Genomic DNA, 25428 nt, shown 5'->3' with positions numbered 1-25428 from the left:
GGTCGGGCACGCGCGCGGCGATCGCGATGTCGATGCCCTCGGGCGTGCGCGGCCGGGCGATCGCGCCCTTGGCCGTCGCCTCGGCGCCGGCGGCGGTGAGGCGGAGATCGACCGGCCAGGGCGCGGCGGCGGCATTGGGCAGGAAGGCGCCGAGCGGCCCCAGCGTTCCTTCCGCACCGATCGGCGCGCCGTTCAGGCTGCCCGCGAACACCAGCCGCACGGGGCTTGCCGTGTCGGGCGCTGCCACCTCGGCGCGGGTGACGCGCAAGCCGGCGAAGATGGCGTTGAGGTCGCTCTCGCCGAGCTTCAGCGTCAGCGCCCGCACCTCGGGGATCGGCCCGCCGCGATCGGCAGCCTGCACGGCGAGGTCGAGGTTGCGCACCGGTGGCAGGTCGACATCCGGCAGGAAGGGGGCAAGCCTGGCGAGATCGGGTACCGTTGCCTGGACCGCGACGTCATAGCCGCGGCCCGTCCTGGGATCGGTGACGCTGCCCTTCACGCTGGCCCGTGCGCCGGCGGCGGCCAGGGTGAGATCGAGCGGCCAGGGGGAGGTGCTGGGGGCGCCAAGCAGGCGGGCGAGCGGCCCGACCGTGCCGGTCAGCGTGAAGGCGTTGCCGTTCAGCGACGCCGCGAGGTCGAGCGAGAGCGGGCTCTCGCGGTTGTCGGCGCGGGCGGCAAAGCGCGGCAGGCCGAGCGTCGTGGTCTGCTGCGTGCGACCGTCACGGAAGGCCACGGTGCCATCGGTGATGGTGATCTCGCGGATGCCGATCTCGCGGCCTGCTCCCTGCTGCGCGGGCTGTGCCGGCACGGCGGGCTGACCGCCCTGCGCGGGCTGCGCAGGCGCTGCGGGGGCGGCGATCTCCCAGTTGCCGCGGCCCTCGGCGTTGGTCTCGAGCAGGATGTCGGGGCGGACGAGAACGACGCGGTTGATCTGCACATTGCCCGAGATCAGCGGGATGATCGCCACCTCGACCTCGAGGGCGGCAAGCTTCGCCATCTCCGGTCGCGTGCCCCAGGGCGCGTTGGCGAAGGTGACATCCTCGACCCTGAGGGCCGGCGAGAGGCCGAGCTTCAGCCCGATCGGCCCGTTCAGCGCGAGGTCACGCCCCGTTGCCTCCTTCACCGCGGCAGCGATGCGGGGCTTGTAGGCATTGGCGTCGAAGGTCGCGGCGAAAACGGCGATGCCGGCGACGGGCAGCGCGATCACGACACCGGCCGCGATCAGGACGGTTCTGAGCCGCATGCATTCTCTCCCTCGTCAGATCCCAGCCTAACGCACGAGGCGCGCGTCGGTCACCCCGGCTTGCTGCGCACGGGCTTCTTCGGCTTCGGCGCGTTGAACCCGAGGGCCTCGAATGTCTGCTTCATGTGGGGTGGAAGCTTCGCTTCGACAGAGAGCGTGCCGCCCTCCGGGTGCGGGATCACGATGCCGCGCGCATGCAGGTGCAGCATCTCGGGCAGCCCCTCCATCATCGCAGCCCCGCCGGCATACTTGGCATCGCCGAGGATGGGGCAGCCGATCGCGGCGCAATGGACGCGAAGCTGGTGCGTGCGGCCGGTGAGCGGGTTGAGCTGCAGCCACGCGGCTTTCTTGCCGGCGAATTCGAGTGTCTGGAAATCGGTGATCGCGAAGGCGGCGTCCTCGTCGGTCTCCTCGGCCACCGTCACGCGCTCGCCGCGCATCCCGGCGCGCTTGGCAAGTGCCGCATCGATCCGTCCCTCGAGCGGGTGCGGGCGGCCGACGACGACGGCCCAGTAGGTCTTGACCGCTGCGCGCGAGCGGAAGGCACCGGCGAGCCGGTTCGCGGCCCCCGGCGTGCGCGCGAGCAGCAGAACGCCCGTCGTGTCGCGGTCGAGCCGGTGCACCAGCCGTGGCCTCTCGTCGGAGCCGAAACGATACGCATCAAGAACGGTGTCGAGGCTTTTCACGATGCCCGGGCCCCCCTGCACCGGCAGGCCGAACGGCTTGTCGAGCACGATCATGCTGTCGTCACGGTAGAGGACCAGGGAATGCAGGTCCTTCAGCTCGTGCGGGTCGAGCGCGATCTCGTGCTTCGGCTTGGGCGTGGAAGCGAGCTCGCCGAGCGGCGGCACGCGGATCGCCTGGCCCGGGGCGAGGCGTGTTCCGGCTTCCGCCCGCTTGCCGTCGATCCTCACCTGGCCGGTGCGGAGCAGCTTGGCGAGAGCGCCGTGGGCCAGGTTCGGGTAGTGGCGGCGGAACCAGCGGTCGAGCCTGATCTCGGCTTCGTCGTCGGTGACGGTGCGGGTGGTGACGGCGCTCATGCGAGCACACGGGCGAGCAGGATGCCACCGAGGCAGGCCTTCAGCGACAGTACGACCGAGGCCGCCACGTAGAGTGCTGCCGTGCCGGGGGCTTCGCGCCAGAGGCCGATGGCTTCGAGCGAGAAGGCGGAGAACGTCGTGAACCCGCCGAGGAAGCCGGTGATGAGCAGCGGCCGCCAGAGCGGGGCGACCAGTTCGCGCGCGAACAGTTCCGCCATCAGGCCGATCACGAAGCTGCCGGCGACATTCACGGCCAGCGTCGCCCAGGGGGCCGCGAAGCCGAGCGAGATCGTGCCGACCGAGACGAGATAGCGGCAGACCGACCCCGCCGCACCGCCGGCAGCGACCGCGCCGAGGGCCAGGGGAGAGAGAGCGCTCATGCCCCACGCTCCTTCCGCGCGCGGTTCCAGGCCGCGAGCCTCTCGCCGATCTGTGCCTCCCGCCCACGATCGGTCGGCGAATAGAACCGTTGCCGTGCCATGCCCTCGGGGAAGTAGTCCTGGCCGGAGAACCCCTCCTCCGCGTCATGGTCATAGGCATAGCCCTGGCCGTAGCCGAGGGCGCCCATCAGCTTCGTCGGCGCATTCAGGATGTGTTTCGGCGGCATCAGGCTTCCCGTCTCGCGGGCGCTGCGCATCGCAGCCCCCAGTGCCTTGTAGAGCGCATTGGATTTCGGCGCGGTGGCGAGATGCACCACCGCATGGGCGATCGCAAGCTCGCCCTCAGGGCTGCCCAGCCGCTCATACGTGTCCCACGCCGCCACCGCGGTGAGCAGCGCCGTCGGGTCCGCCATGCCGATATCCTCGGAGGCGAAACGAACCACCCGTCGGATGATGTAGAGCGGGTCCTCGCCCCCCGTCAGCATGCGCGCGAGCCAGTAGAGAGCCGCGTCGGGGTCAGACCCGCGCATGGATTTGTGCAGGGCGGAGATGAGGTTGTAGTGCTCCTCGCGGTCCTTGTCGTAGAGCGCCGCGCGGCGTTCCAGCACCTTGGCGAGGCCGGCCGGGTCGAGCGGTGGCGTGCCCGCGGGCAGGGCGAGCAGCTGTTCGGCGAGGTTCAGCAGGTAGCGCCCGTCGCCATCGGCCATCGCGGCGAGAACGGCACGCGCCTCGGCCGTGACGGGCAGCGCATGGCCGGCTTCGGCCTCCGCACGGGCAAGCAGGGCGTCGAGTGCCGGCTCGTCGAGGCGCTTGAGCACCAGCACGCGGCAGCGGCTGAGCAGCGCGCCGTTCAGCTCGAAGGAGGGGTTCTCGGTGGTGGCACCCACCAGCACCACCGTGCCGTCCTCGACATACGGCAAAAACCCGTCCTGCTGGGCGCGGTTGAAGCGGTGGATCTCGTCGACGAAGAGCAGCGTCGCCTGCCCCGCCGCCCGGCGCTTGCGGGCCTCCTCGAAGGCGCGGCGGAGGTCGGCCACGCCCGAGAACACGGCCGAGAGCGAGACGAAGGCAAGCCCCGCCCCTTCCGCGAGCAGCCGCGCGATGGTGGTTTTCCCCACCCCCGGCGGGCCCCAGAGGATGATGGAGGAGAGGGTGCCGAGGGCAAGCATGCGCGTGATCGCGCCCTCGGGGCCGACGAGATGCTCCTGCCCCACCACCTCGGCGAGCGCGCGGGGGCGCAGGCGGTCGGCCAGCGGCCGTCGCCGGTCGTCCTGCCCTTTGGGCTCCTGTCGTTCGGTCTGCGGCGCCTCGCCGAAGAGGTCATCCGCGCTCTGGTCCCGCGCCATGGGGCCAGCATAGCCCGTGCGGCCCGGCGCCGTCAGACCCCGAGGAGACATGCCCCGCAAGCGCAGCTTGCGGCACCCTGGGGTGCCGCAAGCTGCCCGCGGTCAGGCGGCGCGGGCGGGCGCGGTGCGGCGGCGGTATGCGGCGAGCCCGAGCAGCCCGGCGCCGAACAGCAGGGCCGAGGCCGGCTCGGGAACCGCCGTCACCACGCCGACATCGACATAGGACACAGTGAAGGTCCTGGTGAACGACGCTGAGTTTTGGCCGTCCAGGATGTACTGGAAAACGCCGGACGATCCCGGTGCGTCGCCGGCCGGATCCAAGACGACAAACAGGACGTCGTCGAACGGGACGGGGTCACGTTGAGAATCAGTGATTGCTGTTGGAGAACGTCCATCAGTAATCCGAATCCTGGGGATGCTCGTAAAAGAGGATAACGGAAAGTAGGCGTAAGCGAGGCCACCCGGATCGAAACCTGCGGGGGCTTCCAGCAGCGTGATCCCGCTGCTGCTTCTGACTTCGGTGGCTCCGAGGTCGGCCGTCAAGCGGAAGCGGAGGGTGAACGGATCGATCACCGTAGCGACACCAGTGTAAGTCTCGAACCCGGTGCCCGTGACGGTGAAGATCCGATCGATCGGCGCGGCCGTTGCCGGCGCTGCCGCGATGCCGACGGCGAGAGCCACCGCGGCAAGGCTGAGTGAATGACGCACGAGACCCCCTCCCCAAGACGTTTTCAGAGCGTGGCCTGCTGCAAAAGGCCAAGCTTCTTGACGAAGATCAATCAAAATTGCTGCGCGTACAATATCAGCCGCGATGCACGTGGGGCGTGCAGGCCTCGACGGGATCAGGCCCGGTAGAACGCCCCAGCCGTGTCGGACAGGGCGGCGGCGGCGAGATCAGGGCCAAGGATGCGCGTGATCAGCCCCAGATCATCATCCGCGAACGGCCGTGCGGCGCGGGTCGACGGCAGGTCGGTCGCCGCCATCAGGCAGCGCGGCGCGGCGCGGGCGAGCGCCTCGAGGGCGCGGGGAACGTCGAGCGCGACGCGGCCGAAGCCTGTCGCCTTCACCTTCACGCCCACCTCTGCCAGGGCGACGGTGACGGGCAGCCCCGCCTCCGTCATGCCGAGATGGTCGAGCGCGAGGCCGGCAGGCAGGGCCGCCAGCGCCTCGACATGCGGCCCCAGCGTGGCGGCGTCGGCGTAAAGCTCGGCATGCAGCCCATGCGTGGCGGCGGCGCGGGCATGGGCGAGCATGGCGGGAATGTCGAACGTCCCGCCACGCCAGAGGTTGAAGCGCACCCCCCTCACCCCCGCTTCGGCCAGGGCGGCGAAGGCGGCATCGTCCTGCCCCGGATGCGCCTCGGCCACCACCACGAAGCGGGGGCCGAGAGCGGCCGCGGCGGCGAGCAGGGGGGCAGGGTCGGTTCCCTGCGTCGAGGCGGCGACGACGGCGCCACCGACGATGCCGAGCGGGGCCGTGCGCGCCCGGTAATCGGCCACCGTGAAGGCGTCCGGCACGAAGCCCTGGTTGCCCGGCATGGGAAAAGCGGGGTCGAAGATGTGCAGGTGCGCATCGAACAGCATTGCCGACCCCTGGGCGGATGTTCACGGAACCGCTAGCGTCGCGGAAAGCTCGGAGGAACGCCATGCCCCGCCTCACCCGCCGCACGCTCGCCGGCGCGATGCTCGCCATGCCCTTCCTCGGGCGTGCGGCGCTCGCGCAGGGCTTCCCGGCACGCCCCATCCGCATGGTCGTTCCCTACCCGCCGGGCGGCGGGGCCGACACAACCGCGCGCCTGCTGGCCGAGCCGATGGGCGCGATGCTGGGACAGCCGGTGGTGGTGGAGAATCGCGGCGGGGCCGGGGGCTCCATCGGCGCCGGCGAAGTGGCGCGCGCCGCCGCGGATGGCCACACGCTGCTGCTCGATGCCGGGGCGCATGTGGTGAACCCGGCCGTGCTGAAGGGCCTCAGCTTCGACTACGCGCGTGCCTTCGCGCCGATCAGCCAGGTGACGGTGCTGCCCCAGATCCTGCTGGTGAAGGCCGCCCTGCCCGCGCGCACGGTCGCCGAGTTCATCGCACTCGCCAAGGCGCGGCCCGATACGCTCACCTACGGCTCGTCTGGCAACGCGACCTCGTCGCACCTTGCCGCCGCGCTGTTCGCCCAACGCGCGGGCATCAGCCTCGTCCACGTTCCCTATCGCGGCGGCGGGCCCGCCGTGCAGGACCTGGTCGCCGGCAACATCGACATGCACATGGGCACGGTCTCGTCCTCGCTCGCGCTCGCACGTGACGGACGCATCCGCGCGCTCGCCGTCACGCACGGCGCGCGCCTCCCCTCCCTGCCCGACGTGCCGACGATCGCCGAGAGCGGCTTTCCCGGCTACGAGCTCAACGAGTGGAACGGCCTCTACGCGCCCGCCGGCACGCCCGACGCGGTGCTTGACCGCATCCACGCCGCCGCCATGCACGCGCTTGCGCAACCCGCCGTGACGGCGCGGCTCGATGCGCTCGGGGCGATGGCCGTCGGCTCGTTGCGGGCCGACTTCGCCGGGTTCGTCACCGCGCTGCGCGAGACGATGGCGAAGCTCGTGGTGGATGCGAAGATCACGGTCGACTGAAGGGGAGAACGATCACGATGACCATCCGACGCAGGCTTATTCTCGGCGGCGCGCTTGCCGCACCGTTCATTACGCCGGCACGCGCGCAGGCCTGGCCTGCGCGATCGATCCGCCTCGTGGTGCCGTTCGCGGCCGGCGGGGCGGCCGACAGCGCGGCCCGTACCGTGTTCCCGCGCGTGTCGGAACTGCTGGGCCAGACCATCGTGGTGGAGAACCGCACGGGTGCCGGCGGGTCGATCGGGGCGGCGGCCGTCGCCCAGGCCGGCGGCGATGGCTACACATGGCTGTTCGATGCCTCCTCGCACATCGTCAACCCGTCGCTGCTGCGGAACCTGCCGTTCGACTATGCGGCCTTCGTTCCAGTCTCGCAGGTGGCATCGTTCCCGCAGGTGATCGCGGTCAAGGATGCGTTCCCCGCCCGCACCCTGGCCGAGCTCATCGCCGCGGCGAAGGCGAGGCCGGGCGAGCTCAGCTTCGGCACGCAGGGCAACGCGACGGCAGGCCACCTCGCGCTCGAGCTGTTCCAGGCCCAGGCCGGGATCAAGGTGACGCACGTTCCCTATCGCGGCGGGGCGGACGCGGCGCGCGACCTCGCCGCAGGCACGGTCGACGGCGTGCTGATCACCGCACTCTCCGCCGGTCCGATCGTGCAGTCGGGCCGCGCGCGGATGCTGGCCGTGACGGTGCCGGAGCGGCTGGCCAACTGGCAGGCTGTGCCGACGCTCGCCGAAAGCGGCTTCCCCGGGTTCAACATGAGCGAGTGGGTCGGCCTCGTCGCCCCTGCCGGCACGCCGGCACCGGTGGTCGCGCGCATGTACGGCGCGGTGGCCGAGGTGCTGAAGGAACAGCCGGTGCGCGATCGCCTGGCACAGCTCGGCGCGGTTCCCGTCGGCACCGATCCGGAGACGTTCGGCCGCTTCCTGCGCGACGGGCGCGAGACGATGGCCCGGCTGGTGCGCGAGGCCAACATCCAGGCGAACTGAATTCAGCCCTGCCGCCAGGAGCGGACGGCCAGCGCCGTGACGAGCAGCGCGGCGGCAGCGGCTGTGATGCCGGTGGCGTTGCCGCCGTTGCGCGCGAGGATGGCGACGAGCGCCCAGATGACCGCGATCGCATAGGTCGGGAACGGCCGCGCGCGGGCGATGACGGCCAGCGCCACCGCTGTCGCGGCGGCAACGAGCGCGGGTGCGGCCGCCCCGCCCCCATCGCGGAGCGACGTGAGACCCGCCTCAGACAGCGCCGAACCGAGATTGACGAAGGCGGCAGCCGACACCCAGCCGGCCAGCAGCCCGAGCGGGGCGATGAGGAACCACACCTGGCCAGGCCGCGCCGGGCCCGGCCACGCCTCGACCTGGAACAGGGCGCCAATCGCCATCGCGGCGATCGCGGCGAGGATGATGGCAGTGAGCCACACCGGCGCGCCCGCCTGGAACGCGGCGGCCCAGAGCGCATCGCCCGCCATCGCGCCGGCGAACAGCCAGCCGGCGCGACGGGCGAGCGGGTCGTCGGCCTGCCGGGGCAGTGCCTGCCAGATGGCGTAGACGAGGCACCACGCGAAGATCGGGCCCCAGATGGAGAAGGCATACCCGGCCGGCGTGGCTGGCAACGGTCCATCGGCATTCGCGCGCTGGCCGATCGCGATGCCCCAGCCCATCACGGCGGGAAGCGACGGGATGGTCGCCTGGGCAATGGCGGCGGCGAGCGTCACCGCCTGGCGAAGCCGATCGCGGGCGGAGACGGGTTCAGGCAGCGCCATGCCGTGCATCAGTGGGACATGGTGACCCGCGCGTCGAATGCGAAGGGCCGGCCCAAAAGCGAAGGGCGGCCCGAAGGCCGCCCCTGATGCCGATCCAGCCGCGCGTCGTTACGCCTGGGGCTGCTCGCCCTCGTCGGCGGCGACCTCGGGCTTCGGGCCGCTGTCCTGGCCCTTGGCGTCGCGGTCACGCTCGATCAGCTCGATCACGGCCATCGCAGCCATGTCGCCGTGGCGGAAGCCCGCCTTCAGCACGCGGCAGTAGCCGCCGGGCCGGGCCTTGTAGCGATCGGCCAGCGGGCCGAAGAGCTTGCCCACGATCACGTCGTCACGCAGTTCAGCATATGCTTGGCGGCGGGCATGCAGCCCACCGCGCTTGCCGAGCGTGATCAGCTTCTCGGCAACGGGGCGCAGCGCCTTCGCCTTCGGCAGCGTCGTTGTGATCTGCTCGTGCTTCAGCAAGGCGACCGCGAGGTTGCGGAACATCGCGAGGCGATGCGTGCTGGTAACACCAAGCTTCTTGTTGCCCATACGATGGCGCATGACACGTGACCCTTACAGCGTGAGCTCAGTACGGCTCTTCGAGTTTCTTGGCGAGATCCTCGATGTTCTCGGGCGGCCAGCCGGGGATGGTCATCCCGAGGCCGAGGCCCATCGAGCCGAGCACTTCCTTGATCTCGTTGAGCGACTTCCGCCCGAAATTCGGCGTGCGCAGCATTTCCTGCTCGGTCTTCTGCACAAGGTCGCCGATGTAGACGATGTTGTCGTTCTTCAGGCAGTTCGCCGAGCGGACGGAGAGCTCGAGCTCGTCCACCTTCCGCAGCAGGTTGCGGTTGAACGGCAGGTCGTCCTTCCGGTCCTCGGCGCTGACCTGGCGCGGGTCCTCGAAATTGATGAAGAGCTGGAGCTGGTCCTGCAGGATGCGGGCGGCGAGTGCGACGCTGTCCTCGGGCCCCACCGTGCCATCGGTCTCGACGGTGAGCAGCAGGCGGTCGTAGTTCGTGACCTGGCCGACACGCGTCGGCTCGACGCGGTAGGCGACGCGGCGCACGGGAGAGTAGATCGCATCGACCGGAATGAGGCCGATCGGCGCATCCTCGGGCCGGTTCTCGGCCGCGGGCACGTAGCCCTTGCCCGACTGCACCGTGAACTCCATGCCGAGCTTCACCCCGTCATCGAGGGTGCAGAGCACGAGATCGGGGTTCAGGATCTCGATGTCGTGGCCGGTGGTGATCTGCCCTGCCGTGACTTCGCCCGGGCCGGTCGCGGTGAGCGACATCCGCCGGGGCCCGTCGCTGTGCATGCGGAGTGCGAGCTGCTTGATGTTCAGCACGATGTCCGTCACGTCCTCGCGGACGCCGGGGATAGAGCTGAATTCATGCAGCACGCCATCGATCTGCACGGCGGTGACGGACGCACCCTGCAGCGAGGACAGCAGGATACGGCGCAGTGCGTTGCCGAGCGTCATGCCGAAGCCGCGCTCGAGCGGCTCTGCCACGACTGTTGCAACGCGATTCCCATCATGCCCGCTCTCGACTTCGAGCTTCTCGGGGCGGATCAGGGACGTCCAATTCTTCTGGATCACGGGTTGGCCTTTCGCCCTACGTTCCAGGGGTCCATTCCGGGGCAGGCGGCATCACGCCGCCGGATCCGGTGCCGCCCCGGCGCGGACCCGCCCGCCGGAGCGCCGGCCGGCCACGAGGGACCGGCCGCGAATGCGGTGCTCAGACGCGCCGGCGCTTGCGCGGGCGGCACCCGTTGTGCGGAATGGGCGTCACGTCCTTGATGGCGGTGATGTTGAAGCCGACGGACTGGAGCGCGCGCAGCGCGCTCTCGCGGCCCGAACCCGGCCCCGTCACCTCGACCTCGAGCACTTCCATGCCGTGCTCGCGCGCCTTCTTGCCGGCATCCTCGGCCGCCATCTGCGCGGCGTAGGGCGTCGATTTCCGGCTGCCCTTGAAGCCCATCGTCCCGGCCGATGACCACGAGATCGCGTTGCCCTGGGCATCGGTGATCGTGATCATCGTGTTGTTGAATGACGCGTTCACATGCGCCACCCCGGAGGTGATGTTCTTGCGCTCCTTCTTCTTGGTGCGCGCGGCTGGCTTGGCCATGGTCTCTCTCGTCCTTCGGGTCGGGGTCTGGCGTGTCGATGCAGCGAGAAGGCTACTTCGTGACCTTCTTCTTGCCGGCGATCGGCACCGCCTTGCCCTTGCGGGTCCGGGCGTTGGTGTGGGTCCGCTGGCCGCGGACCGGAAGGCCCTTGCGGTGGCGCAGGCCCCGGTAGCAGCCGAGATCCATCAGCCGCTTGATGTTCATCGCCACCTCGCGGCGGAGATCGCCCTCCACCTTGAAGGTGCGGTCGATCAGCTCGCGGATGCGGAGAATCTCCTCATCGGTGAGCTGGTTCACGCGGCGATCGTCGGGGATCGCAAGCGACTTGCAGATCTCCTCCGCCTTCTTCGGCCCGATGCCGTAGATGTAGCGAAGCGAGATGACCACGCGCTTGTTCGTGGGGATGTTCACACCGGCGATACGCGCCACGGCAGCTCACTCCATGTCGAAACAACTAGGGCCCAAACACCACCGGCCCACCCCCCGGGCGAGCCACCGATCCATCCCAGCCCGTTCCTGTGCCCCGCGGGGGCGGCAGGCGCTGCCGGGAAAGCAAGCGCGAACGGCAGCCTCCCAGAGGGGGGCCACCGAAGGCGCGGGACTATAGCCACGGTCCCGCCCCTGTCAACCGGTACCAGCGCGCGGCGTGCCCCGCGCTGGCGTCACGGCGTCTCAGCCGGCGCCGTTCAACACGGCCGCGATATCGCGGCTGACCATGTCCATCTCGGCCATGCCGTCGACCGTCCGCAGCCGCCCGCGCCCGGCATAGTAGGGCAGCAGCGGTGCGGTCTGGCTGTGGTAGGCCTCGAGGCGGGCAGCAACGGTTTCGCGGCGATCATCGCTCCGCCGCACGAACTCGGTACCGCCGCAACTGTCGCACACGCCGTCCTTCTTCGGGCGGCTGAAGCTGTCGTGAAAGCTCGCGCCGCAGCTCTTGCAGGTAAACCGGCCCGCGATGCGCTCGACCAGCAGCGCGTCATCGACCTTGAGCTCGATCACCGCGTCCAGCCCGATGCCCAGCCCATCGAGCATGGCGTCGAGCGCCTCTGCCTGGGGCACCGTGCGGGGAAAGCCATCAAGGATGAAGCCTTTGGCGCAATCCGCACCCTGCAGCCGGTTGGCGAGCATCGAGGTGATCAGCGCATCGGGAACGAGCTTGCCCGCCTCCATGATCGCCTTGGCTTCGAGGCCGATCGGGCTGCCGGACGCCACCTCGGCGCGCAGCATGTCGCCCGTCGAGATCTGGGCGATACCGTGCTTCTCCTGGAGCCGTTTCGCCTGCGTCCCCTTGCCAGCCCCTGGTGGCCCCAGAAGGATCAGGTTCACCGTTTGCCTCCCCTCAGCTTCGCCTTCTTGATCAGGCCCTCGTACTGATGGGCCAGAAGGTGGCTCTGCACCTGGGCGACAGTGTCCATGGTGACGGTCACGATGATCAAGAGCGAGGTGCCGCCGAAGTAGAAGGGAACGCCATAGCGGGCGATCAGGAACTCTGGCAGCAGGCAGATCACCACCAGGTAGAGGGCGCCGACGGTGGTCAGCCGCGTCAGCACGTAGTCGAAATACTCGGCCGTGTTCTGGCCGGGGCGGATGCCCGGCACGAAGCCGCCGTACTTCTTCAGGTTGTCGGCCGTGTCGTTCGGGTTGAACACGACGGCGGTGTAGAAGTAGGCAAAGAACACGATCATCGCCGCGTAGAGGAACATGTAGAGCGGCTGGCCATGCGCGAGCGCCGCCGTGATCGGCTGCAGCCACTCCGGCCCGCCATCGGCCGAGAAGCCCGCGACCGTCACCGGCAGCAGCAGGAGCGAGGAGGCGAAGATCGGCGGGATGACGCCCGCGGTGTTCAGCTTCAGCGGCAGGTGCGTCGAGTCGCCGCCGAACATGCGGTTGCCGACCTGGCGCTTGGGGTACTGCACCACGATGCGCCGCTGCGCCCGCTCGATGAACACCACCGCGGCGATGACGGCGACCGACATCACGAGCAGGAACAGGATCACGAAGGTGCTGATCGCCCCCGTCCGCCCAAGCTCGAGCGTGCCGGCGAGCGCCGATGGCAGGTTCGCGACGATCCCGGCGAAGATGATCAGCGAGATGCCGTTGCCGACCCCGCGCGCCGTCACCTGCTCGCCGAGCCACATCAGGAACATCGTGCCGCCGACGAGCGTGACCACGCACGAGAAGCGGAAGAACAGCCCGGGGTCCTGCACCGCCGGCCCGAAGCTTCCCCGCACGCTTTCGAGCCCGACGGCGATGCCATAGGCCTGCGCCATGGCGATCACGACGGTGAGATAGCGGGTGTACTGGTTGAGCTTCTTCCGCCCCGCCTCGCCTTCCTTCTTCAGCGCCTCGAGTGTCGGGCTCGCCGCGGTCATAAGCTGGATGATGATGCTGGCCGAGATGTACGGCATGATGTTCAGCGCGAACACCGTCATGCGGCCGAGCGCGCCGCCGGTGAACATGTCGAACATGCCGAGGATGCCGCCGCCGTGGCTGCGCACGAGTTCAGCCATCACCCCGGCATCGATCCCCGGCACGGGGATGTAGGTGCCGATGCGGTAGACGATGAGCGCGCCGAGGGTGAACCACAGCCGCTTCTTGAGTTCGGTCGCCTTCGCGAAGACGCCGAAATTCAGGTTTGCTGCAAGCTGTTCAGCGGCCGAGGCCATTGGGTGCTTCCGCCTGGCAATGCGTGACGTGGCCGCGGGGATCCGCGACCACACGACCCTGCACGGGCAGGGCCGGAACGATCAAGCTTCCCGGGACAGGGCCCCGACAGGACAAGGCGGACGCCGCGGGAACCATCACCCGAGCCGCCGTGCTCAGCCCTCCGCCGCCGGCTTGGCCGGCAGCGTGACCGAGCCGCCGGCCTGCTCCACCGCTGCGATCGCCGCGGCAGAGGCGCCGGAGACGGAGATCGTCACCGCTTTCGTGATCGCCCCGACGCCGAGCAGACGCACGCCGGCCACCTTGCCCTTGCGCACAAGGCCAGCGGCACGCAGCACCGCCTCGTCGATCGGCTTGGCGGCATCGAGCCTGCCATCGGTGATCGCCTGCTCAAGGCGCGCGAGGTTCAGCGGCGAGTACGTCTTGCGGTTCAGCGGTGTGAAGCCGCGCTTGGGCAGGCGCCGGTAGATCGGGAGCTGGCCGCCCTCGAACCCGTTCAGCGCCACGCCCGTACGCGCCTTCTGGCCCTTCACGCCGCGGCCGGACGTCTTGCCCTTGCCACTGCCGATGCCGCGGCCAATCTTGCGGAACTTTTTCCGCGCGCCTTCGTTGTCGCGCAGTTCGTTGAGCTTCATCGTCTCTCTCCTGGCCCCTGCCCTCGCAGGAAGGGGCGCCTGGCCGCTGGCCTCAGCCCGCGACCTCTTCGACCTTCACGAGATGCGCGACCTTGCGGATCATCCCGCGCACCGAGGGCGTGTCCTCGAGCTCGCGCGTGCGGTGGAGCTTGTTCAGCCCCAGCCCGACCAACGTCTGCTTCTGGTCCTCGAGCCGGTTGATCCCGGACTTCACCTGCGTCACGCGGACGCGCTTGCCAACCGCGCCATCAGTCTTCTCAGGCATCGGTCGCCTCCTTGACCTCGGCAGGAGCGTCGCGGCGCCCGAGCAGGTCGCTCACCTTCTTGCCGCGGCGGGCGGCCACGCTGCGCGGCGAGTTCATCGCCTTCAGCCCGGCGAAGGTCGCCTTCACCACGTTGTGGGCGTTGTTGGTGCCGAGGCTTTTCGCCACGACATCGCCCATGCCCATCGTCTCGAACACCGCGCGCATCGGGCCGCCGGCGATGATGCCGGTACCCGCGGGTGCTGCCCGCAGGATCACGCGGCCGGCGCCGAAATGACCGACCACATCATGGTGCAGCGTGCGACCCTCGCGCATCGGCACGCGGATCATGCTGCGCTTGGCCTGATCGGTCGCCTTGCGGATCGCCTCCGGCACCTCGCGCGCCTTGCCCGCACCCAGCCCGACGCGACCCTTCTTGTCACCGACGACGACGAGGGCAGCGAACGCGAAGCGACGCCCACCCTTCACCACCTTCGCGACACGGTTGATCGCCACCAGCTTGTCGACGAGTTCGTCGCCGTCACGGTCACGCTCGCGGTCACCCCGCTCGCGGCCCCGGCCACCTTCCCTCGGTTCACGTGCCATCGTGCCTTGCCCTTCGCGCCGCGCGCTCAGAAGTCCAGGCCGCCCTCACGGGCGGCATCAGCCAGCGCCTTGACGCGGCCGTGATACATGTAGGAGCCGCGGTCGAATACGACTGCGGAGATGCCGGCCGCGACCGCCCGCTCGGCGACGAGCTTGCCCACGGCCGCAGCCGCGTCCTTGTCGGCGCCGGTCTTGAGCGCGGCGACGAGGGCAGGATCACGAGACGACGCGGCCGCGACCGTGCGGCCCTCGCCATCGTCGATGACCTGCGCGTAGATGTGCTTCGACGAGCGGAACACCGAGAGCCGCGGACGGCCGCCGCTCTTGTTGCGGAGCTGGAAGCGGAGGCGCGACTTGCGCCGGTCCTTGAGATCGAGCTTCGTGGACATGTTACTTCTTCTTCCCCTCCTTCCGGAGGATGGTTTCCGCCTCGTACTTCACGCCCTTGCCCTTGTAGGGCTCGGGGGCGCGGAACGAACGGATCTCGGCGGCCACCTGGCCGACGCGCTGCTTGTCGATCCCCTCGACCTTGATCGATGTGGGCTTCTCGCAGGTGATCTTGATCCCGGCCGGAACCGGGTAGCGCACCTCATGCGAGTAGCCGAGGTTCAGCACCAGGTCCTTGCCCTGCACCGCGGCGCGGAAACCCGTGCCGTTGATCTCGAGCGACTTGGTGTAGCCCTGGCTGACGCCCTTCACCATGCTGGCGACGACGCTGCGCGTGGTGCCCCACAGCGTGCGCGCCCGGCGCTCGCCGTCGCGCGGGCTGAGAACGACCTTGTTGCCCTCGACCAACGCGCTGACCTCCTCGGCCAGCGGCATGGTGAGTTCGCCGAGCTTGCCCTTGGCCGTCAGCACGCCGTTGACCACGGCAACCGACACGCCCGCAGGAAGCTCGACCGGATATTTGCCGACACGTGACATGGCTGTCCCTCCTCCCGTCGGCTCAGAACACGCGGCAGAGGACTTCGCCGCCGACATTGGCGGCGCGGGCCTCGGCCTCGCTCATCACCCCGCGCGGGGTGGACAGGATGGAGAGGCCGAGCCCGTTGTAGACCCGCGGCAGCTCCTTGATCTTGGAGTAGACGCGGCGGCCCGGCGTCGACACCCGGGTGATCTCCTTGATCACCGGCTCGCCCTCGGAATACTTGAGCTCGATCTCGAGCTCGCGCACGCCGGGGCGGATGTCGACCACCTTCCAATGGCGGATGAAACCCTCGCGCTTCAGCACGTCGCACACGTTCGCGTGCAGCTTGCTGGCGGGCGCACGCACGGCGCTGCGGCGGCTGCGCTGGGCGTTGCGGATGCGGGTGATCATGTCACCCAGCGGATCGGACATTGACATCGTTCTGCTTCCTGTCCCGCTCTCTACCAGCTCGCCTTGACCATGCCCGGGATCTGCCCGGACGAGGCGAGATCGCGCAGCGCGATGCGGCACAGCTTGAACTTGCGGTAGTTGCCGCGCGACCGGCCGGTGAGCTCGCAGCGCAGCCGCACGCGCACGGCAGCGCCGTTGCGCGGCATTTCGGCGAGCTTCAGCATCGCGGAGAAACGCTCCTCGGGGGAGGCGTCCTTCTGCTTCAGCACGGCCTTGAGAGCCGACCGCTTGCCCTGGTCGCGCTTGGCCATGCGCTCCCGCTTGCGGTTCCTCTCGACTGACGACGTCTTGGCCATCCAACAATCCTCCAGAACCTGCCGGCACGCGGCCGGCGGTTTTCCGTGCTCAGTTCGTGAAAGGAACGTAGAAGGCCTTCAGCAGGGCCTTCGCTTCCTTGTCGGTCTTGGCGGTGGTGCAGATCACGATGTCCATGCCCCGCACCTTGTCGACCTTGTCGTAGTTGATCTCGGGGAACACGATCTGCTCCTTCATGCCCATGGCGAAGTTGCCACGGCCATCGAAGCCCTTCCCAGCGATACCACGGAAGTCGCGTACGCGCGGCAGCGCGATCGTCACAAGCCGGTCGAGGAACTCGTACATCCTCGCGCGGCGCAGCGTGACCTTCGCACCGATCGGCATGCCCTCGCGGATCTTGAAGCCCGCGATTGCCTTCTTCGCCTTGGTCTTCACCGGACGCTGCCCGGCGATCATCGCAAGGTCGCCCACCGCGGCGTCGAGCTTCTTCTGGTCGCCGGCAGCCTCGCCGACGCCCATGTTGATCACGATCTTCTCGAGCCTCGGCACCGCGAACGCGTTGTCGTAGCCGAACTCGGCGGTCAACGCCTCGCGCACCACGGTCTCGTAGTGCTGCTGCAGGCGCGGCTTCACGCCGGGGACGTTTTCCCCAGCAGTCGTGCCAGTCTCTTCGTCAGCCATCGATCACCTCACCCGACACGCGGGCCACACGAACCTTCTTGCCATCCTCGAGCATCTTGAAGCCGACGCGCGTCGGCTTGTCCGACTTGGGATCGACGAGCATGAGGTTCGACATGTTCACCGCCGCCTCCTTCTCGATGATCCCACCCGGGCTGCCCATGCCCTTCGGCTTGGTGTGATGCTTGGCGAGCCTCACTCCCTGCACCACGGCGCGGCCCTCGGTCGGGATCACGCGCAGCACCTCGCCGCGCTTGCCCTTGTCGGCGCCCGAGATCACCTCGACCCGGTCGCCCTTCCTGATCTTGGCGGCCATGGCTAGAGCACCTCCGGCGCGAGGCTGATGATCTTCATGAACTTCTTGCCGCGCAGCTCGCGCACCACGGGGCCGAAGATGCGGGTGCCGATCGGCTCCTGCTGCTTGTTGATCAACACCGCGGCGTTGCGATCGAAGCGGATCGCCGAGCCGTCGCCGCGGCGCACGGGGAAGGAGGTACGCACGATCACCGCGTGGTGCACGTCGCCCTTCTTCACCTTGCCGCGCGGGATCGCCTCCTTGATCGAGACGACGATGACGTCGCCGACCGAAGCCGTGCGGCGCTTCGAGCCGCCGAGCACCTTGATGCACTGGACGCGGCGTGCACCGGAGTTGTCGGCAACCTCGAGATTGGATTCGACCTGGATCATCGGTTGCTCCTCAGGCCCCAGGCTGCGCGGCTGGCTGCGCGGCCGGCATGTCGCCGATCGCCGCGGCCACACCCGCCCCGTTGCGCTCGATCACCTGCCAGGTCTTGCGCTTGGAGATCGGGCGGCACTCCTCGATGCGCACCACGTCGCCCTCCTTGCAGAGGTTCGCCTCATCGTGCGCGGCGTACATCTTCGAGCGCCGGATGAACTTCTTGTAGATCGGATGCATGACGCGACGCTCGACAAGGACCGTGACGGTCTTGTCCATCTTGTCGCTGATCACGCGCCCGGTCAGAACCCGCTTCGGCATCGTGCCCCGTCCTTCCTTCAGGCGCCCGCGCCGGCAGCGCCGGCGTCGGAATTCTTGCCGGCAGCGCCGGCAGCAGTCTTGCCGCCGGCACGCTGAGCGGCGCCGAGCAGCGTCTTGATGCGCGCGATGTCGCGCCGCACCAGCTGGATCCGGTTCGTGCTCTCGAGCTGACCCGTTGCACGCTGGAAGCGAAGGTTGAACTGCTCCTTCCGGAGGCCGAGGAGCATCTCCTTCAGTTCGTCCGTCGACTTCGCGCGCAGGTCGGATGCCTTCGTCATCGATCAGCCCTCCAGCCCGATGCGGGCAACGACCTTGGTGCGGATCGGCAGCTTCGCCGCGGCGAGCGCGAGCGCCTCGCGCGCGATCTCGCCCGACACGCCGTCAAGCTCGAACATGATCCGGCCTGGCTTCACCCGGCACACCCAGAACTCCGGGCTGCCCTTGCCCGAACCCATGCGCACTTCCGCCGGCTTCCTCGACACCGGAACGTCGGGGAAGATGCGGATCCACACGCGGCCCTGGCGCTTCATCTGGCGCGTCAGGGCACGGCGGGCTGCCTCGATCTGCCGCGCCGTCACGCGCTCGGGCTCGAGCGCCTTCAGGCCGTAGCTGCCGAAGTTCAGCTGTGTCCCGCCCTTCGCATCGCCGTGGATCCGGCCCTTGTGGGCCTTGCGCCACTTCGTCTTCTTCGGCTGCAGCATGCTCGTTCACTCCGGGCTGCCCTTGCGGACCGCCCCCTTCCTTTCAACAGATCAGCGCTGCGGCGCCTGTTCGGCCGCGCGCTTGTCCAGCGCCATCGGGTCGTGGGCCATGATCTCGCCCTTGAACACCCACACCTTCACGCCGCACGTGCCATACGTCGTCTTGGCGGTCGCGACGCCGTAGTCGATGTCGGCGCGCAGCGTGTGCAGCGGCACCCGACCCTCGCGATACCACTCGACACGCGCGATCTCCGCCCCGCCGAGACGCCCGGCGCAGTTGATGCGGATGCCCTGCGCGCCAAGCCGCATGGCCGACTGCACCGCGCGCTTCATCGCGCGGCGGAAACTCACCCGCCGCTCGAGCTGCTGGGCGATGTTCTCGGCCACCAGAACCGCCTCGATCTCGGGCTTGCGGATCTCGACGATGTTGAGGTGAACCTCGGAGCCGGTCAGCTTCGCGAGCTCGCTGCGCAGCTTCTCGATGTCCTGGCCCTTCTTGCCGATGATCACGCCAGGGCGTGCGGCATAGATCGTCACCCGCGCCTTCTTGGCCGGACGCTCGACCACCACGCGGGCAACACCCGCCTGCCCGAGTTTCTCGCGCAGCACCTTCCGGAGCTTCAGGTCCTCATGCAGCATCGCGGCATAGGATTTCTCGGCGAACCAGCGGCTGTCCCAGGTGCGGTTCACACCGAGGCGCATGCCAATGGGATTGACCTTCTGCCCCATCTCAGCGGGCCCCCTGCTCTGCGCCTTGCGGCCGTTCACGGACAATGATCGTGATGTGGCTGAACCACTTCTCGACGCGGGCCGAGCGGCCACGACCGCGCGCGTGGAAGCGCTTCATCACCACGCTGCGCCCGACCGTCGCCTCGCGCACGACGAGACGATCCACGTCGAGGCTGTGGTTGTTCTCGGCATTGGCGATGGCGCTGTCGAGCACCTTCCGAACGTCCTGCGCGATGCGGCGCTTGGAGAAGGTCAGCGCCGCCCGGGCCTGCGCGGCCGGCAGGCCGCGGATCATCTCCGCCACCAGGTTCAGCTTGCGCGGGCTGACGCGGATGTTGCGCGCGATCGCCTGCGCCTCGGTTTCCGCCAGCGTGCGTGGATGTGCCTGCTTGCCCATCTTAGCCCCGCTTCGCCTTCTTGTCGGCCGAGTGGGACGAGAACGTGCGCGTCGGCGCGAACTCGCCCAGCTTGTGGCCGATCATGTTCTCGTTCACCTGCACCGGGATGAACTTGTGCCCGTTGTACACGCCGAACGTGAGCCCCACGAACTGCGGCAGGATCGTCGAGCGGCGAGACCATGTCTTGATGATCTCGTTTCGGCCGGAGCCGCGTGCGGCCTCTGCCTTGGTGAGGAGGTAGCCGTCGACGAACGGCCCCTTCCAGACGCTGCGGGTCATGGCGTGCTCAGCCCTTCGTCGCGTTGCGCCGGCGGATGATCAGCCGGTCGGTCTGCTTGTTGTGGCGCGTCTTCGCACCCTTCGTCGGCTTGCCCCACGGCGTGACCGGATGGCGGCCACCCGAGGTACGGCCCTCCCCGCCACCATGTGGATGGTCGATCGGGTTCATCGTGACGCCGCGGTTGTGCGGGCGGCGGCCGAGCCAGCGCTGGCGGCCGGCCTTGCCGATCTGGACGTTGCTGTTGTCCGGGTTCGATACGGCACCGACCGTCGCCATGCACTCGGCGCGGACCACGCGAAGCTCGCCGGAGGAGAGCTTGATCTGCGCATAGCCTGCATCCTTGCCGACGAGCTGGGCGTAGGTGCCCGCCGCTCGCGCAAGCTTGCCGCCGGCACCCGGCTTCATCTCGATGTTGTGGATGATCGTTCCCACCGGGATCGCACCCATCGGCATCGCGTTGCCCGGCTTGATGTCGGCCTTGGCACCCGAGATCACCATGTCGCCCGCCTTGAGGCGCTGCGGTGCCAGGATGTAGGCGAGCTCGCCATCGGCGTATTTCAGCAGCGCGATCCACGCCGTGCGGTTCGGATCGTACTCCAGCCGCTCCACCGTCGCCGCGACGTCGAACTTGCGCCGCTTGAAGTCAACGATCCGGTAGCTCTGCTTGTGGCCGCCGCCGCGGAACCGCACCGTGGTGCGGCCGTGGTTGTTGCGCCCGCCCGAGCTCGACTTGCCCTCGGTCAGGCCCTTGACGGGCTTGCCCTTCCAGAGCTCGGAGCGGTCGACCAGCACCGTGCCGCGAAGGCTCGGCGTGACCGGCTTGAATGTCTTGAGCGCCATCGTTCCCGCTCCTGCCTCAGGCCAAGCCGGTCGTCAGGTCGATCGAGAAGCCGGGTGCAAGCCGCACCATCGCCTTCTTGACGTCCGGACGCTTGCCGGGCCGGCCCTTGAACCGCTTGGTCTTGCCCTTGGCCACGAGCGTGTTGACCGCCGCGACCTTCACCCCGAACAGCCCCTCGACCGCCTGCTTGATCTCGGGCTTGGAAGCGCCGAGCGGCACGCGGAACACCACCTGGTTGGCGGCGGACATCGCCGTCGCCTTCTCGGTGATGATGGGGCTGCGGATGATCTGGTACATCTTCTCGCGCGTAATCGGGGCGAGGCGCCCCGCCGCACGCTGCTGCGATTGCGCGCTCATGCCCGCTTCTCCTCAAGCCCGAGGCGCACCTTCAAGGTCTCGAGCCCCGCCTTGGTCACCGCGAGAACGTCATGACGGAGGATGTCGTAGACATTCGCACCCATCGTCGGCAGCACGTCGAGGCCGGGGATGTTCCGTGCCGCGCGCAGGAACTGCGCGTCGACCGCCGCACCGTCGATCACCAGCGCCGAGGTCCACCCGAGCGCCGAGACCTGCTTCCTCAACGCCGCCGTCTTGCCAGCCTCCGACGCAGCGGCATCGAGCACCACGAGCTTGCCCTCGGCCTTCTTCTGCGACAGCGCGGAGATCAGGCCGAGGCGACGCACCTTCTTCGGCAGGTCATAGCCATGATCGCGCACGACCGGGCCGTGCACCACGCCGCCGGTGCGGAACTGCGGGCTGCGCAGCGAGCCATGGCGGGCATTGCCCGTGCCCTTCTGCTTGTAGGGCTTCTTGGTCGTGCCGCTGACCTCGCCCATGCCCTTCACCTTGTGGGTGCCGGCACGGCGCTTGGCGAGCTGCCAATGCACCACGCGCGCCATGATGTCAGCCCGCGGGGCAGCACCGAACAGCGCCTCGGGAAGGTCGATCTCACCGGCCTTCTCGTTGGCCAGGGTGATCACGTCCTGCTTCATCGTCTGGTCCTCGGCCGTCTTGTCCTCTGGCATCTCAGGCTCCCGCCTTCGTCGCCGCGGGGAACGGGGCCTCGGCCGGGCGCGCATGCTTCACCGCATCGCGCACCAGAACATAGGCGCCCTTCGATCCCGGCACCGCGCCCTTGATCATCAGCAGGTTGCGCGCCGCATCGATCCCGGCAACCTCGAGATTCTGCGTCGTGATCTGCTCGACACCGAGATGGCCCGCCATTTTCTTGTTCTTGAAGGTCTTGCCGGGATCCTGGCGGTTACCGGTCGAGCCGTGCGAGCGGTGGCTGACCGACACGCCGTGCGACGCCTCGAGGCCGCGGAAGTTCCAGCGCTTCATCGCGCCCGCGAAGCCCTTGCCCTTCGTCGTGCCCGTGACGTCGACCTTCTGGCCCTTCACGAAATGCTCGGGGCTCAGCGTCGCGCCAATCTCCGGCAGTGCATCAGCGCCGGTGCGGAACTCGACCATCTTGTGCTTCGGCTCGACCTTCGCCTTGGCGAAGTGGCCGCGCTCGGCCTTGCTGACGTTCTTCGGCTTGGCATGCCCGATTCCGAGCTGGACAGCCGTGTAGCCGTCCTTCTCCGCGGTGCGGTGCGAAACCACCTGCACCTCGTCCATGACAAGCACGGTGACGGGCACGTGCGTGCCGTCCTCGGTGAACAGCCGGGTCATGCCCAGCTTGCGTGCGATGATGCCTGTGCGCATGTCGCCGCCCTCAGAGCTTGATCTCGACGTCGACGCCGGCAGCGAGGTCGAGCTTCATCAGCGCGTCCACGGTCTGCGGCGTCGGGTCGACGATGTCGAGAAGGCGGCGATGCGTGCGGATCTCGAACTGCTCTCGCGACTTCTTGTCGACATGCGGCGAGCGGTTCACCGTGAAACGCTCGATCCGCGTCGGCAGCGGGATCGGACCCCGCACCTGCGCACCCGTCCGTTTCGCGGTGTTGACGATCTCCCGCGTGCTGTTGTCCAGCACGCGGTGATCGTACGCCTTCAGGCGGATGCGGATATTCTGGTTGTCCATACTTCCCCCGCGTGGAGGAGCGTTCCGGGGAACGCTCGCGCGCGGCCTTCTCGTTTCGTGTCTAGTCGATCTTCACTGCACGATTTTTGTGACGACGCCTGCGCCGACGGTGCGCCCACCCTCGCGGATGGCGAAGCGAAGCCCCTCGTCCATCGCGATCGGCGCGATCAGCGCAACTTCCATCCGCACGTTGTCACCAGGCATCACCATCTCGGTGCCCTCGGGCAGCGTCACGATCCCCGTCACGTCCGTCGTCCGGAAGTAGAACTGCGGGCGGTAGTTCGTGAAGAACGGCGTATGACGACCGCCCTCCTCCTTCGTCAGGATGTAGGCCTCCGCCATGAACTTCGTGTGCGGCGTGATCGAACCGGGCGCGGCCAGAACCTGGCCACGCTCCACGTCCTCGCGCTTCGTGCCACGCAGCAGCGCGCCGATGTTGTCGCCCGCCTCGCCGCTGTCCAGCAGCTTGCGGAACATCTCAACGCCCGTCACCACCGTCTTCACCGTCGCGCGAAGACCGACGATCTCGACCTCCTCGCCAACCTTCACGATGCCCCGCTCGACACGACCCGTCACCACCGTGCCGCGGCCCGAGATCGAGAACACGTCCTCGATCGGCATCAGGAACGGACGGTCCTTCGGACGCTCAGGCTGCGGGATGTACGCATCCACCGCCTCCATCAGCGCCAGAACCGCCTGCTCGCCAAGCTCAGGAGACTTGTCCTCAAGCGCCATCAGCGCCGAACCCTTGATCACCGGGATGTCGTCGCCGGGGAACTGGTAGCTCTTCAGAAGCTCGCGAACCTCAAGCTCAACGAGCTCCAGAAGCTCAGGGTCGTCGACCATGTCGACCTTGTTCATGAACACAACCAGCGCAGGCACGCCAACCTGGCGCGCCAGCAGGATGTGCTCGCGCGTCTGCGGCATCGGGCCGTCGGCCGCCGACACCACCAGGATCGCCCCGTCCATCTGCGCCGCACCCGTGATCATGTTCTTCACGTAGTCCGCGTGGCCCGGGCAATCGACATGCGCGTAATGCCGGTTCTTCGTCTCGTACTCGACATGCGCCGTCGAGATCGTGATCCCGCGCGCACGCTCCTCAGGCGCCTTGTCGATCTGATCGTACGCCGTAAACGTCGCACCACCACTCTTCGCCAGCACCTTCGTGATCGCCGCAGTCAACGACGTCTTCCCATGGTCAACGTGACCAATCGTCCCGATGTTGCAGTGCGGCTTGTTCCGCTCAAACTTCGCCTTCGCCATGGTCGTTCTCCGTCGGGCGTCTGGTCAGGGCCAGCGTCAGGTCAGGGGTGGGGTCGGTTACCAGCGGTAGTGCGAGAAGGCACGGTTGGCTTCCGCCATCCGGTGCGTGTCCTCACGCTTCTTCACCGCCGAGCCTCGGTTGTTCGCGGCATCCAGCAGCTCGTTCGAAAGCCGGTCGCGCATCGTATGCTCGCCACGCTTGCGCGACGCATCGATCAGCCAGCGGATCGCCAGCGCCTGGCGGCGCTCGGTGCGAACCTCGACCGGGACCTGGTAGGTCGCACCGCCGACGCGGCGCGAGCGCACCTCGACGGCCGGCTTCACGTTCTCCATCGCCTCGTGGAACACGCGCAGCGGGTCGGTGTTCGGCACGCGGCGCTTCACCACGTCGAGTGCGCCGTAGACGATGGCCTCGGCGGTCGACTTCTTGCCGTCGTACATCAGCGCGTTCATGAACTTCGACAGAACAAGGTCGCCGAACTTCGGATCGGGGAGGACTTCGCGCTTCTCTGCGCGGTGGCGGCGTGACATGTCTCAGCTCCTCGCGATCACTTCGGCCGCTTCGCGCCGTACAGCGAACGGCGCTGGCGGCGCTTCGGCAGGCCCTGCGTGTCAAGCACGCCGCGGATGATGTGGTAGCGAACGCCCGGAAGGTCCTTCACGCGGCCGCCGCGGATCATGACGACCGAGTGTTCCTGAAGGTTATGGCCCTCGCCGGGGATGTAGGACACCACCTCGTAGCCATTCGTCAGGCGCACCTTGGCCACCTTGCGAAGCGCCGAGTTCGGCTTCTTCGGCGTGGTGGTGTAGACGCGCGTGCAGACGCCGCGCTTCTGCGGGCAACCCTGCAGGGCGGGCACCTTGTTCCGCTTGCGCTTGTCGTGGCGCTCCTTGCGGATCAGCTGGCTGATCGTCGGCATCCAGACCCTCTCGCTTGAGCAGCACCCGTGGCGCCGCCGCTCGCTGACCAAACCCATCAACACGCAGCCAAGGCGGGCCCCGGCTTGCGCCGCCGCCCGCTGGCCCACTTGCCCCCGACCTCGGCCACCCGAAAACGAGGGCAGCGGCACCGGAAACGAAGCATGTCCAAACCTCGAACCCCGCACCGTTGCACGGCCGGGGTCGAGGGCGCGGAAACTACGGGGGGGTCACCCCCCTGTCAAGCATCGCCTCGCCGCCGCGCCGCTGCGAAACGAACCGGCATGGCAGGGCCTACCGTGAGGCATGGCCCTGCCAGC

Annotated in this window: 39 protein-coding genes; 2 read left to right on the top strand and 37 right to left on the bottom strand. The window is 68.5% G+C overall.

The annotated features are described in order from the left end of the window. The 6 genes from Q0C38_RS16365 to Q0C38_RS16340 form a co-directional block, all read right to left on the bottom strand. On the bottom strand, window positions 1-1243 hold a 1243-nt coding region (locus tag Q0C38_RS16365), incomplete at its 3' end, for an AsmA family protein (RefSeq protein ID WP_291298182.1). Window positions 1244-1293: 50 nt separating this feature from the next. Beyond that, entirely contained in the window at window positions 1294-2283 is a 990-nt protein-coding gene (locus Q0C38_RS16360) for an RluA family pseudouridine synthase (protein ID WP_291298181.1), read from the bottom strand. Further along, window positions 2280-2663 (bottom strand): fluoride efflux transporter CrcB, encoded by a 384-nt coding sequence (gene crcB / locus Q0C38_RS16355; RefSeq protein WP_291298180.1) that lies wholly within the window; start codon window positions 2661-2663, stop codon window positions 2280-2282. The genes Q0C38_RS16360 and crcB overlap by 4 nt, the downstream gene beginning before the upstream one ends. Next, window positions 2660-4009 (bottom strand): replication-associated recombination protein A, encoded by a 1350-nt coding sequence (locus tag Q0C38_RS16350; RefSeq protein ID WP_291298179.1) that lies wholly within the window; start codon window positions 4007-4009, stop codon window positions 2660-2662. Before Q0C38_RS16350 ends, crcB begins: the two co-directional genes overlap by 4 nt. Before the next feature lie 102 nt (window positions 4010-4111). Further along, a complete protein-coding gene (locus tag Q0C38_RS16345) occupies window positions 4112-4690 on the bottom strand; it encodes a PEP-CTERM sorting domain-containing protein (RefSeq protein ID WP_291298178.1) in 579 nt (192 codons plus the stop codon). 161 nt (window positions 4691-4851) lie between these two features. Continuing rightward, the gene (locus Q0C38_RS16340; RefSeq protein WP_291298177.1) at window positions 4852-5592 is read right to left on the bottom strand and encodes an amidohydrolase family protein; all 741 of its coding nucleotides are present in this window, start codon (window positions 5590-5592) and stop codon (window positions 4852-4854) included. A gap of 62 nt (window positions 5593-5654) precedes the next feature. Here Q0C38_RS16340 and Q0C38_RS16335 point away from each other — a divergent pair, with 62 nt between their 5' ends. Both Q0C38_RS16335 and Q0C38_RS16330 read left to right on the top strand, forming a co-directional pair. Then, window positions 5655-6629, top strand: a complete 975-nt coding sequence (locus tag Q0C38_RS16335; RefSeq protein WP_291298176.1) for a tripartite tricarboxylate transporter substrate binding protein — start codon at window positions 5655-5657, stop codon at window positions 6627-6629. Window positions 6630-6646: 17 nt separating this feature from the next. Continuing rightward, the gene (locus Q0C38_RS16330; protein ID WP_291298175.1) at window positions 6647-7612 is read left to right on the top strand and encodes a tripartite tricarboxylate transporter substrate binding protein; all 966 of its coding nucleotides are present in this window, start codon (window positions 6647-6649) and stop codon (window positions 7610-7612) included. Between the two features lie 2 nt (window positions 7613-7614). Here Q0C38_RS16330 and Q0C38_RS16325 read toward each other — a convergent pair whose 3' ends face one another. From Q0C38_RS16325 to rpsL, 31 genes are all read right to left on the bottom strand, one after another. Then, window positions 7615-8385 carry a hypothetical protein gene (locus Q0C38_RS16325; RefSeq protein WP_291298174.1) on the bottom strand — a complete coding sequence of 257 codons (771 nt, stop codon included), beginning with the start codon at window positions 8383-8385 and terminating at the stop codon, window positions 7615-7617. Between the two features lie 108 nt (window positions 8386-8493). After that, window positions 8494-8925 (bottom strand): 50S ribosomal protein L17, encoded by a 432-nt coding sequence (rplQ, locus tag Q0C38_RS16320; RefSeq protein WP_291298173.1) that lies wholly within the window; start codon window positions 8923-8925, stop codon window positions 8494-8496. 25 nt (window positions 8926-8950) lie between these two features. Further along, a complete protein-coding gene (locus Q0C38_RS16315) occupies window positions 8951-9967 on the bottom strand; it encodes a DNA-directed RNA polymerase subunit alpha (protein ID WP_291298172.1) in 1017 nt (338 codons plus the stop codon). Between the two features lie 139 nt (window positions 9968-10106). Then, window positions 10107-10496 (bottom strand): 30S ribosomal protein S11, encoded by a 390-nt coding sequence (gene rpsK, locus Q0C38_RS16310; protein WP_291298171.1) that lies wholly within the window; start codon window positions 10494-10496, stop codon window positions 10107-10109. Window positions 10497-10548: 52 nt separating this feature from the next. Then, window positions 10549-10926, bottom strand: coding sequence for a 30S ribosomal protein S13 (rpsM, locus tag Q0C38_RS16305; RefSeq protein WP_291298170.1), 378 nt, complete (start codon window positions 10924-10926; stop codon window positions 10549-10551). Window positions 10927-11169: 243 nt separating this feature from the next. Next, window positions 11170-11823 carry an adenylate kinase gene (locus tag Q0C38_RS16300; protein ID WP_291298169.1) on the bottom strand — a complete coding sequence of 218 codons (654 nt, stop codon included), beginning with the start codon at window positions 11821-11823 and terminating at the stop codon, window positions 11170-11172. Continuing rightward, the gene (gene secY, locus Q0C38_RS16295; RefSeq protein WP_291298168.1) at window positions 11820-13163 is read right to left on the bottom strand and encodes a preprotein translocase subunit SecY; all 1344 of its coding nucleotides are present in this window, start codon (window positions 13161-13163) and stop codon (window positions 11820-11822) included. The genes Q0C38_RS16300 and secY overlap by 4 nt, the downstream gene beginning before the upstream one ends. A 153-nt stretch (window positions 13164-13316) precedes the next feature. Further along, window positions 13317-13796, bottom strand: coding sequence for a 50S ribosomal protein L15 (rplO, locus tag Q0C38_RS16290; protein ID WP_291298167.1), 480 nt, complete (start codon window positions 13794-13796; stop codon window positions 13317-13319). A 52-nt stretch (window positions 13797-13848) separates the two neighbouring features. Further along, window positions 13849-14061: a 50S ribosomal protein L30 gene (rpmD, locus tag Q0C38_RS16285; protein ID WP_291298166.1), complete on the bottom strand. Its 213-nt coding sequence runs from the start codon at window positions 14059-14061 to the stop codon at window positions 13849-13851. After that, window positions 14054-14644: a 30S ribosomal protein S5 gene (gene rpsE, locus Q0C38_RS16280; RefSeq protein WP_291298165.1), complete on the bottom strand. Its 591-nt coding sequence runs from the start codon at window positions 14642-14644 to the stop codon at window positions 14054-14056. The genes rpmD and rpsE overlap by 8 nt, the downstream gene beginning before the upstream one ends. 26 nt (window positions 14645-14670) lie before the next feature. After that, window positions 14671-15033 (bottom strand): 50S ribosomal protein L18, encoded by a 363-nt coding sequence (rplR, locus tag Q0C38_RS16275; protein WP_291298164.1) that lies wholly within the window; start codon window positions 15031-15033, stop codon window positions 14671-14673. A 1-nt stretch (window position 15034) separates the two neighbouring features. After that, the gene (rplF, locus tag Q0C38_RS16270) at window positions 15035-15568 is read right to left on the bottom strand and encodes a 50S ribosomal protein L6 (RefSeq protein WP_291298163.1); all 534 of its coding nucleotides are present in this window, start codon (window positions 15566-15568) and stop codon (window positions 15035-15037) included. Window positions 15569-15590: 22 nt separating this feature from the next. Then, complete coding sequence (rpsH, locus tag Q0C38_RS16265) at window positions 15591-15989, bottom strand: 30S ribosomal protein S8 (RefSeq protein WP_291298162.1); 399 nt, start codon at window positions 15987-15989, stop codon at window positions 15591-15593. Between the two features lie 23 nt (window positions 15990-16012). Next, the gene (gene rpsN / locus Q0C38_RS16260; protein ID WP_291298161.1) at window positions 16013-16318 is read right to left on the bottom strand and encodes a 30S ribosomal protein S14; all 306 of its coding nucleotides are present in this window, start codon (window positions 16316-16318) and stop codon (window positions 16013-16015) included. 49 nt (window positions 16319-16367) lie between these two features. Beyond that, window positions 16368-16958, bottom strand: a complete 591-nt coding sequence (rplE, locus tag Q0C38_RS16255) for a 50S ribosomal protein L5 (protein ID WP_291298160.1) — start codon at window positions 16956-16958, stop codon at window positions 16368-16370. Continuing rightward, window positions 16951-17271 (bottom strand): 50S ribosomal protein L24, encoded by a 321-nt coding sequence (gene rplX, locus Q0C38_RS16250; protein ID WP_291298159.1) that lies wholly within the window; start codon window positions 17269-17271, stop codon window positions 16951-16953. Before rplX ends, rplE begins: the two co-directional genes overlap by 8 nt. Before the next feature lie 2 nt (window positions 17272-17273). Further along, window positions 17274-17642, bottom strand: a complete 369-nt coding sequence (rplN, locus tag Q0C38_RS16245) for a 50S ribosomal protein L14 (RefSeq protein ID WP_291298158.1) — start codon at window positions 17640-17642, stop codon at window positions 17274-17276. Between the two features lie 10 nt (window positions 17643-17652). Further along, window positions 17653-17952 (bottom strand): 30S ribosomal protein S17, encoded by a 300-nt coding sequence (rpsQ, locus tag Q0C38_RS16240; protein ID WP_291298157.1) that lies wholly within the window; start codon window positions 17950-17952, stop codon window positions 17653-17655. 17 nt (window positions 17953-17969) lie between these two features. Next, window positions 17970-18230: a 50S ribosomal protein L29 gene (rpmC, locus tag Q0C38_RS16235; protein WP_291298156.1), complete on the bottom strand. Its 261-nt coding sequence runs from the start codon at window positions 18228-18230 to the stop codon at window positions 17970-17972. Window positions 18231-18233: 3 nt separating this feature from the next. Next, window positions 18234-18653 carry a 50S ribosomal protein L16 gene (gene rplP / locus Q0C38_RS16230; protein ID WP_291298155.1) on the bottom strand — a complete coding sequence of 140 codons (420 nt, stop codon included), beginning with the start codon at window positions 18651-18653 and terminating at the stop codon, window positions 18234-18236. A 51-nt stretch (window positions 18654-18704) separates the two neighbouring features. Then, entirely contained in the window at window positions 18705-19382 is a 678-nt protein-coding gene (gene rpsC / locus Q0C38_RS16225) for a 30S ribosomal protein S3 (protein ID WP_291298154.1), read from the bottom strand. A gap of 1 nt (window position 19383) precedes the next feature. Next, window positions 19384-19779, bottom strand: a complete 396-nt coding sequence (gene rplV, locus Q0C38_RS16220; protein ID WP_291298153.1) for a 50S ribosomal protein L22 — start codon at window positions 19777-19779, stop codon at window positions 19384-19386. Between the two features lies 1 nt (window position 19780). Continuing rightward, a complete protein-coding gene (gene rpsS, locus Q0C38_RS16215) occupies window positions 19781-20059 on the bottom strand; it encodes a 30S ribosomal protein S19 (RefSeq protein WP_291298152.1) in 279 nt (92 codons plus the stop codon). Window positions 20060-20066: 7 nt separating this feature from the next. Then, on the bottom strand, window positions 20067-20900 hold the full coding sequence (gene rplB / locus Q0C38_RS16210) for a 50S ribosomal protein L2 (protein WP_291298151.1): 834 nt from the start codon (window positions 20898-20900) through the stop codon (window positions 20067-20069). A 16-nt stretch (window positions 20901-20916) separates the two neighbouring features. Then, the gene (locus tag Q0C38_RS16205; RefSeq protein ID WP_291298150.1) at window positions 20917-21258 is read right to left on the bottom strand and encodes a 50S ribosomal protein L23; all 342 of its coding nucleotides are present in this window, start codon (window positions 21256-21258) and stop codon (window positions 20917-20919) included. Beyond that, window positions 21255-21893 carry a 50S ribosomal protein L4 gene (gene rplD, locus Q0C38_RS16200; RefSeq protein ID WP_291298184.1) on the bottom strand — a complete coding sequence of 213 codons (639 nt, stop codon included), beginning with the start codon at window positions 21891-21893 and terminating at the stop codon, window positions 21255-21257. The genes Q0C38_RS16205 and rplD overlap by 4 nt, the downstream gene beginning before the upstream one ends. A gap of 34 nt (window positions 21894-21927) precedes the next feature. After that, on the bottom strand, window positions 21928-22608 hold the full coding sequence (rplC, locus tag Q0C38_RS16195; protein ID WP_291298149.1) for a 50S ribosomal protein L3: 681 nt from the start codon (window positions 22606-22608) through the stop codon (window positions 21928-21930). A 10-nt stretch (window positions 22609-22618) separates the two neighbouring features. Then, on the bottom strand, window positions 22619-22927 hold the full coding sequence (gene rpsJ, locus Q0C38_RS16190) for a 30S ribosomal protein S10 (protein WP_144299919.1): 309 nt from the start codon (window positions 22925-22927) through the stop codon (window positions 22619-22621). Between the two features lie 72 nt (window positions 22928-22999). Then, on the bottom strand, window positions 23000-24190 hold the full coding sequence (gene tuf, locus Q0C38_RS16185; RefSeq protein WP_291298138.1) for an elongation factor Tu: 1191 nt from the start codon (window positions 24188-24190) through the stop codon (window positions 23000-23002). Between the two features lie 57 nt (window positions 24191-24247). Then, window positions 24248-24721 (bottom strand): 30S ribosomal protein S7, encoded by a 474-nt coding sequence (gene rpsG / locus Q0C38_RS16180; protein WP_291298148.1) that lies wholly within the window; start codon window positions 24719-24721, stop codon window positions 24248-24250. Window positions 24722-24738: 17 nt separating this feature from the next. Beyond that, the gene (gene rpsL, locus Q0C38_RS16175; protein WP_291298183.1) at window positions 24739-25110 is read right to left on the bottom strand and encodes a 30S ribosomal protein S12; all 372 of its coding nucleotides are present in this window, start codon (window positions 25108-25110) and stop codon (window positions 24739-24741) included. Window positions 25111-25428 lie beyond the last annotated feature (318 nt).

Origin of the sequence: Elioraea sp., from assembly GCF_022842375.1 — a bacterium.
In the GTDB taxonomy this organism is placed as follows: domain Bacteria; phylum Pseudomonadota; class Alphaproteobacteria; order Acetobacterales; family Acetobacteraceae; genus Elioraea_A.
Note: the sequence above shows the minus strand (reverse complement) of the source record. Positions and strands in the feature narration are given on the sequence as shown.

Bases quoted from the DNA above. Each gene is read 5' to 3' on its own strand.
- Q0C38_RS16360 (WP_291298181.1), bottom strand. From the start codon at position 2,283: ATGAGCGCCGTCACCACCCGCACCGTCACCGACGACGAAGCCGAGATC.
- crcB (WP_291298180.1), bottom strand. From the start codon at position 2,663: ATGAGCGCTCTCTCTCCCCTGGCCCTCGGCGCGGTCGCTGCCGGCGGT.
- Q0C38_RS16350 (WP_291298179.1), bottom strand. From the start codon at position 4,009: ATGGCGCGGGACCAGAGCGCGGATGACCTCTTCGGCGAGGCGCCGCAG.
- Q0C38_RS16340 (WP_291298177.1), bottom strand. From the start codon at position 5,592: ATGCTGTTCGATGCGCACCTGCACATCTTCGACCCCGCTTTTCCCATG.
- Q0C38_RS16335 (WP_291298176.1), top strand. From the start codon at position 5,655: ATGCCCCGCCTCACCCGCCGCACGCTCGCCGGCGCGATGCTCGCCATG.
- Q0C38_RS16330 (WP_291298175.1), top strand. From the start codon at position 6,647: ATGACCATCCGACGCAGGCTTATTCTCGGCGGCGCGCTTGCCGCACCG.
- Q0C38_RS16325 (WP_291298174.1), bottom strand. From the start codon at position 8,385: ATGGCGCTGCCTGAACCCGTCTCCGCCCGCGATCGGCTTCGCCAGGCG.
- rplQ (WP_291298173.1), bottom strand. From the start codon at position 8,925: ATGCGCCATCGTATGGGCAACAAGAAGCTTGGTGTTACCAGCACGCAT.
- rpsK (WP_291298171.1), bottom strand. From the start codon at position 10,496: ATGGCCAAGCCAGCCGCGCGCACCAAGAAGAAGGAGCGCAAGAACATC.
- secY (WP_291298168.1), bottom strand. From the start codon at position 13,163: ATGGCCTCGGCCGCTGAACAGCTTGCAGCAAACCTGAATTTCGGCGTC.
- rplO (WP_291298167.1), bottom strand. From the start codon at position 13,796: ATGAAGCTCAACGAACTGCGCGACAACGAAGGCGCGCGGAAAAAGTTC.
- rpmD (WP_291298166.1), bottom strand. From the start codon at position 14,061: ATGCCTGAGAAGACTGATGGCGCGGTTGGCAAGCGCGTCCGCGTGACG.
- rpsE (WP_291298165.1), bottom strand. From the start codon at position 14,644: ATGGCACGTGAACCGAGGGAAGGTGGCCGGGGCCGCGAGCGGGGTGAC.
- rplR (WP_291298164.1), bottom strand. From the start codon at position 15,033: ATGTCCACGAAGCTCGATCTCAAGGACCGGCGCAAGTCGCGCCTCCGC.
- rplF (WP_291298163.1), bottom strand. From the start codon at position 15,568: ATGTCACGTGTCGGCAAATATCCGGTCGAGCTTCCTGCGGGCGTGTCG.
- rpsH (WP_291298162.1), bottom strand. From the start codon at position 15,989: ATGTCAATGTCCGATCCGCTGGGTGACATGATCACCCGCATCCGCAAC.
- rpsN (WP_291298161.1), bottom strand. From the start codon at position 16,318: ATGGCCAAGACGTCGTCAGTCGAGAGGAACCGCAAGCGGGAGCGCATG.
- rplE (WP_291298160.1), bottom strand. From the start codon at position 16,958: ATGGCTGACGAAGAGACTGGCACGACTGCTGGGGAAAACGTCCCCGGC.
- rplX (WP_291298159.1), bottom strand. From the start codon at position 17,271: ATGGCCGCCAAGATCAGGAAGGGCGACCGGGTCGAGGTGATCTCGGGC.
- rplN (WP_291298158.1), bottom strand. From the start codon at position 17,642: ATGATCCAGGTCGAATCCAATCTCGAGGTTGCCGACAACTCCGGTGCA.
- rpsQ (WP_291298157.1), bottom strand. From the start codon at position 17,952: ATGCCGAAGCGGGTTCTGACCGGGCGCGTGATCAGCGACAAGATGGAC.
- rpmC (WP_291298156.1), bottom strand. From the start codon at position 18,230: ATGACGAAGGCATCCGACCTGCGCGCGAAGTCGACGGACGAACTGAAG.
- rplP (WP_291298155.1), bottom strand. From the start codon at position 18,653: ATGCTGCAGCCGAAGAAGACGAAGTGGCGCAAGGCCCACAAGGGCCGG.
- rpsC (WP_291298154.1), bottom strand. From the start codon at position 19,382: ATGGGGCAGAAGGTCAATCCCATTGGCATGCGCCTCGGTGTGAACCGC.
- rplV (WP_291298153.1), bottom strand. From the start codon at position 19,779: ATGGGCAAGCAGGCACATCCACGCACGCTGGCGGAAACCGAGGCGCAG.
- rpsS (WP_291298152.1), bottom strand. From the start codon at position 20,059: ATGACCCGCAGCGTCTGGAAGGGGCCGTTCGTCGACGGCTACCTCCTC.
- rplB (WP_291298151.1), bottom strand. From the start codon at position 20,900: ATGGCGCTCAAGACATTCAAGCCGGTCACGCCGAGCCTTCGCGGCACG.
- Q0C38_RS16205 (WP_291298150.1), bottom strand. From the start codon at position 21,258: ATGAGCGCGCAATCGCAGCAGCGTGCGGCGGGGCGCCTCGCCCCGATT.
- rplD (WP_291298184.1), bottom strand. From the start codon at position 21,893: ATGAAGCAGGACGTGATCACCCTGGCCAACGAGAAGGCCGGTGAGATC.
- rplC (WP_291298149.1), bottom strand. From the start codon at position 22,608: ATGCGCACAGGCATCATCGCACGCAAGCTGGGCATGACCCGGCTGTTC.
- rpsJ (WP_144299919.1), bottom strand. From the start codon at position 22,927: ATGGACAACCAGAATATCCGCATCCGCCTGAAGGCGTACGATCACCGC.
- tuf (WP_291298138.1), bottom strand. From the start codon at position 24,190: ATGGCGAAGGCGAAGTTTGAGCGGAACAAGCCGCACTGCAACATCGGG.
- rpsG (WP_291298148.1), bottom strand. From the start codon at position 24,721: ATGTCACGCCGCCACCGCGCAGAGAAGCGCGAAGTCCTCCCCGATCCG.
- rpsL (WP_291298183.1), bottom strand. From the start codon at position 25,110: ATGCCGACGATCAGCCAGCTGATCCGCAAGGAGCGCCACGACAAGCGC.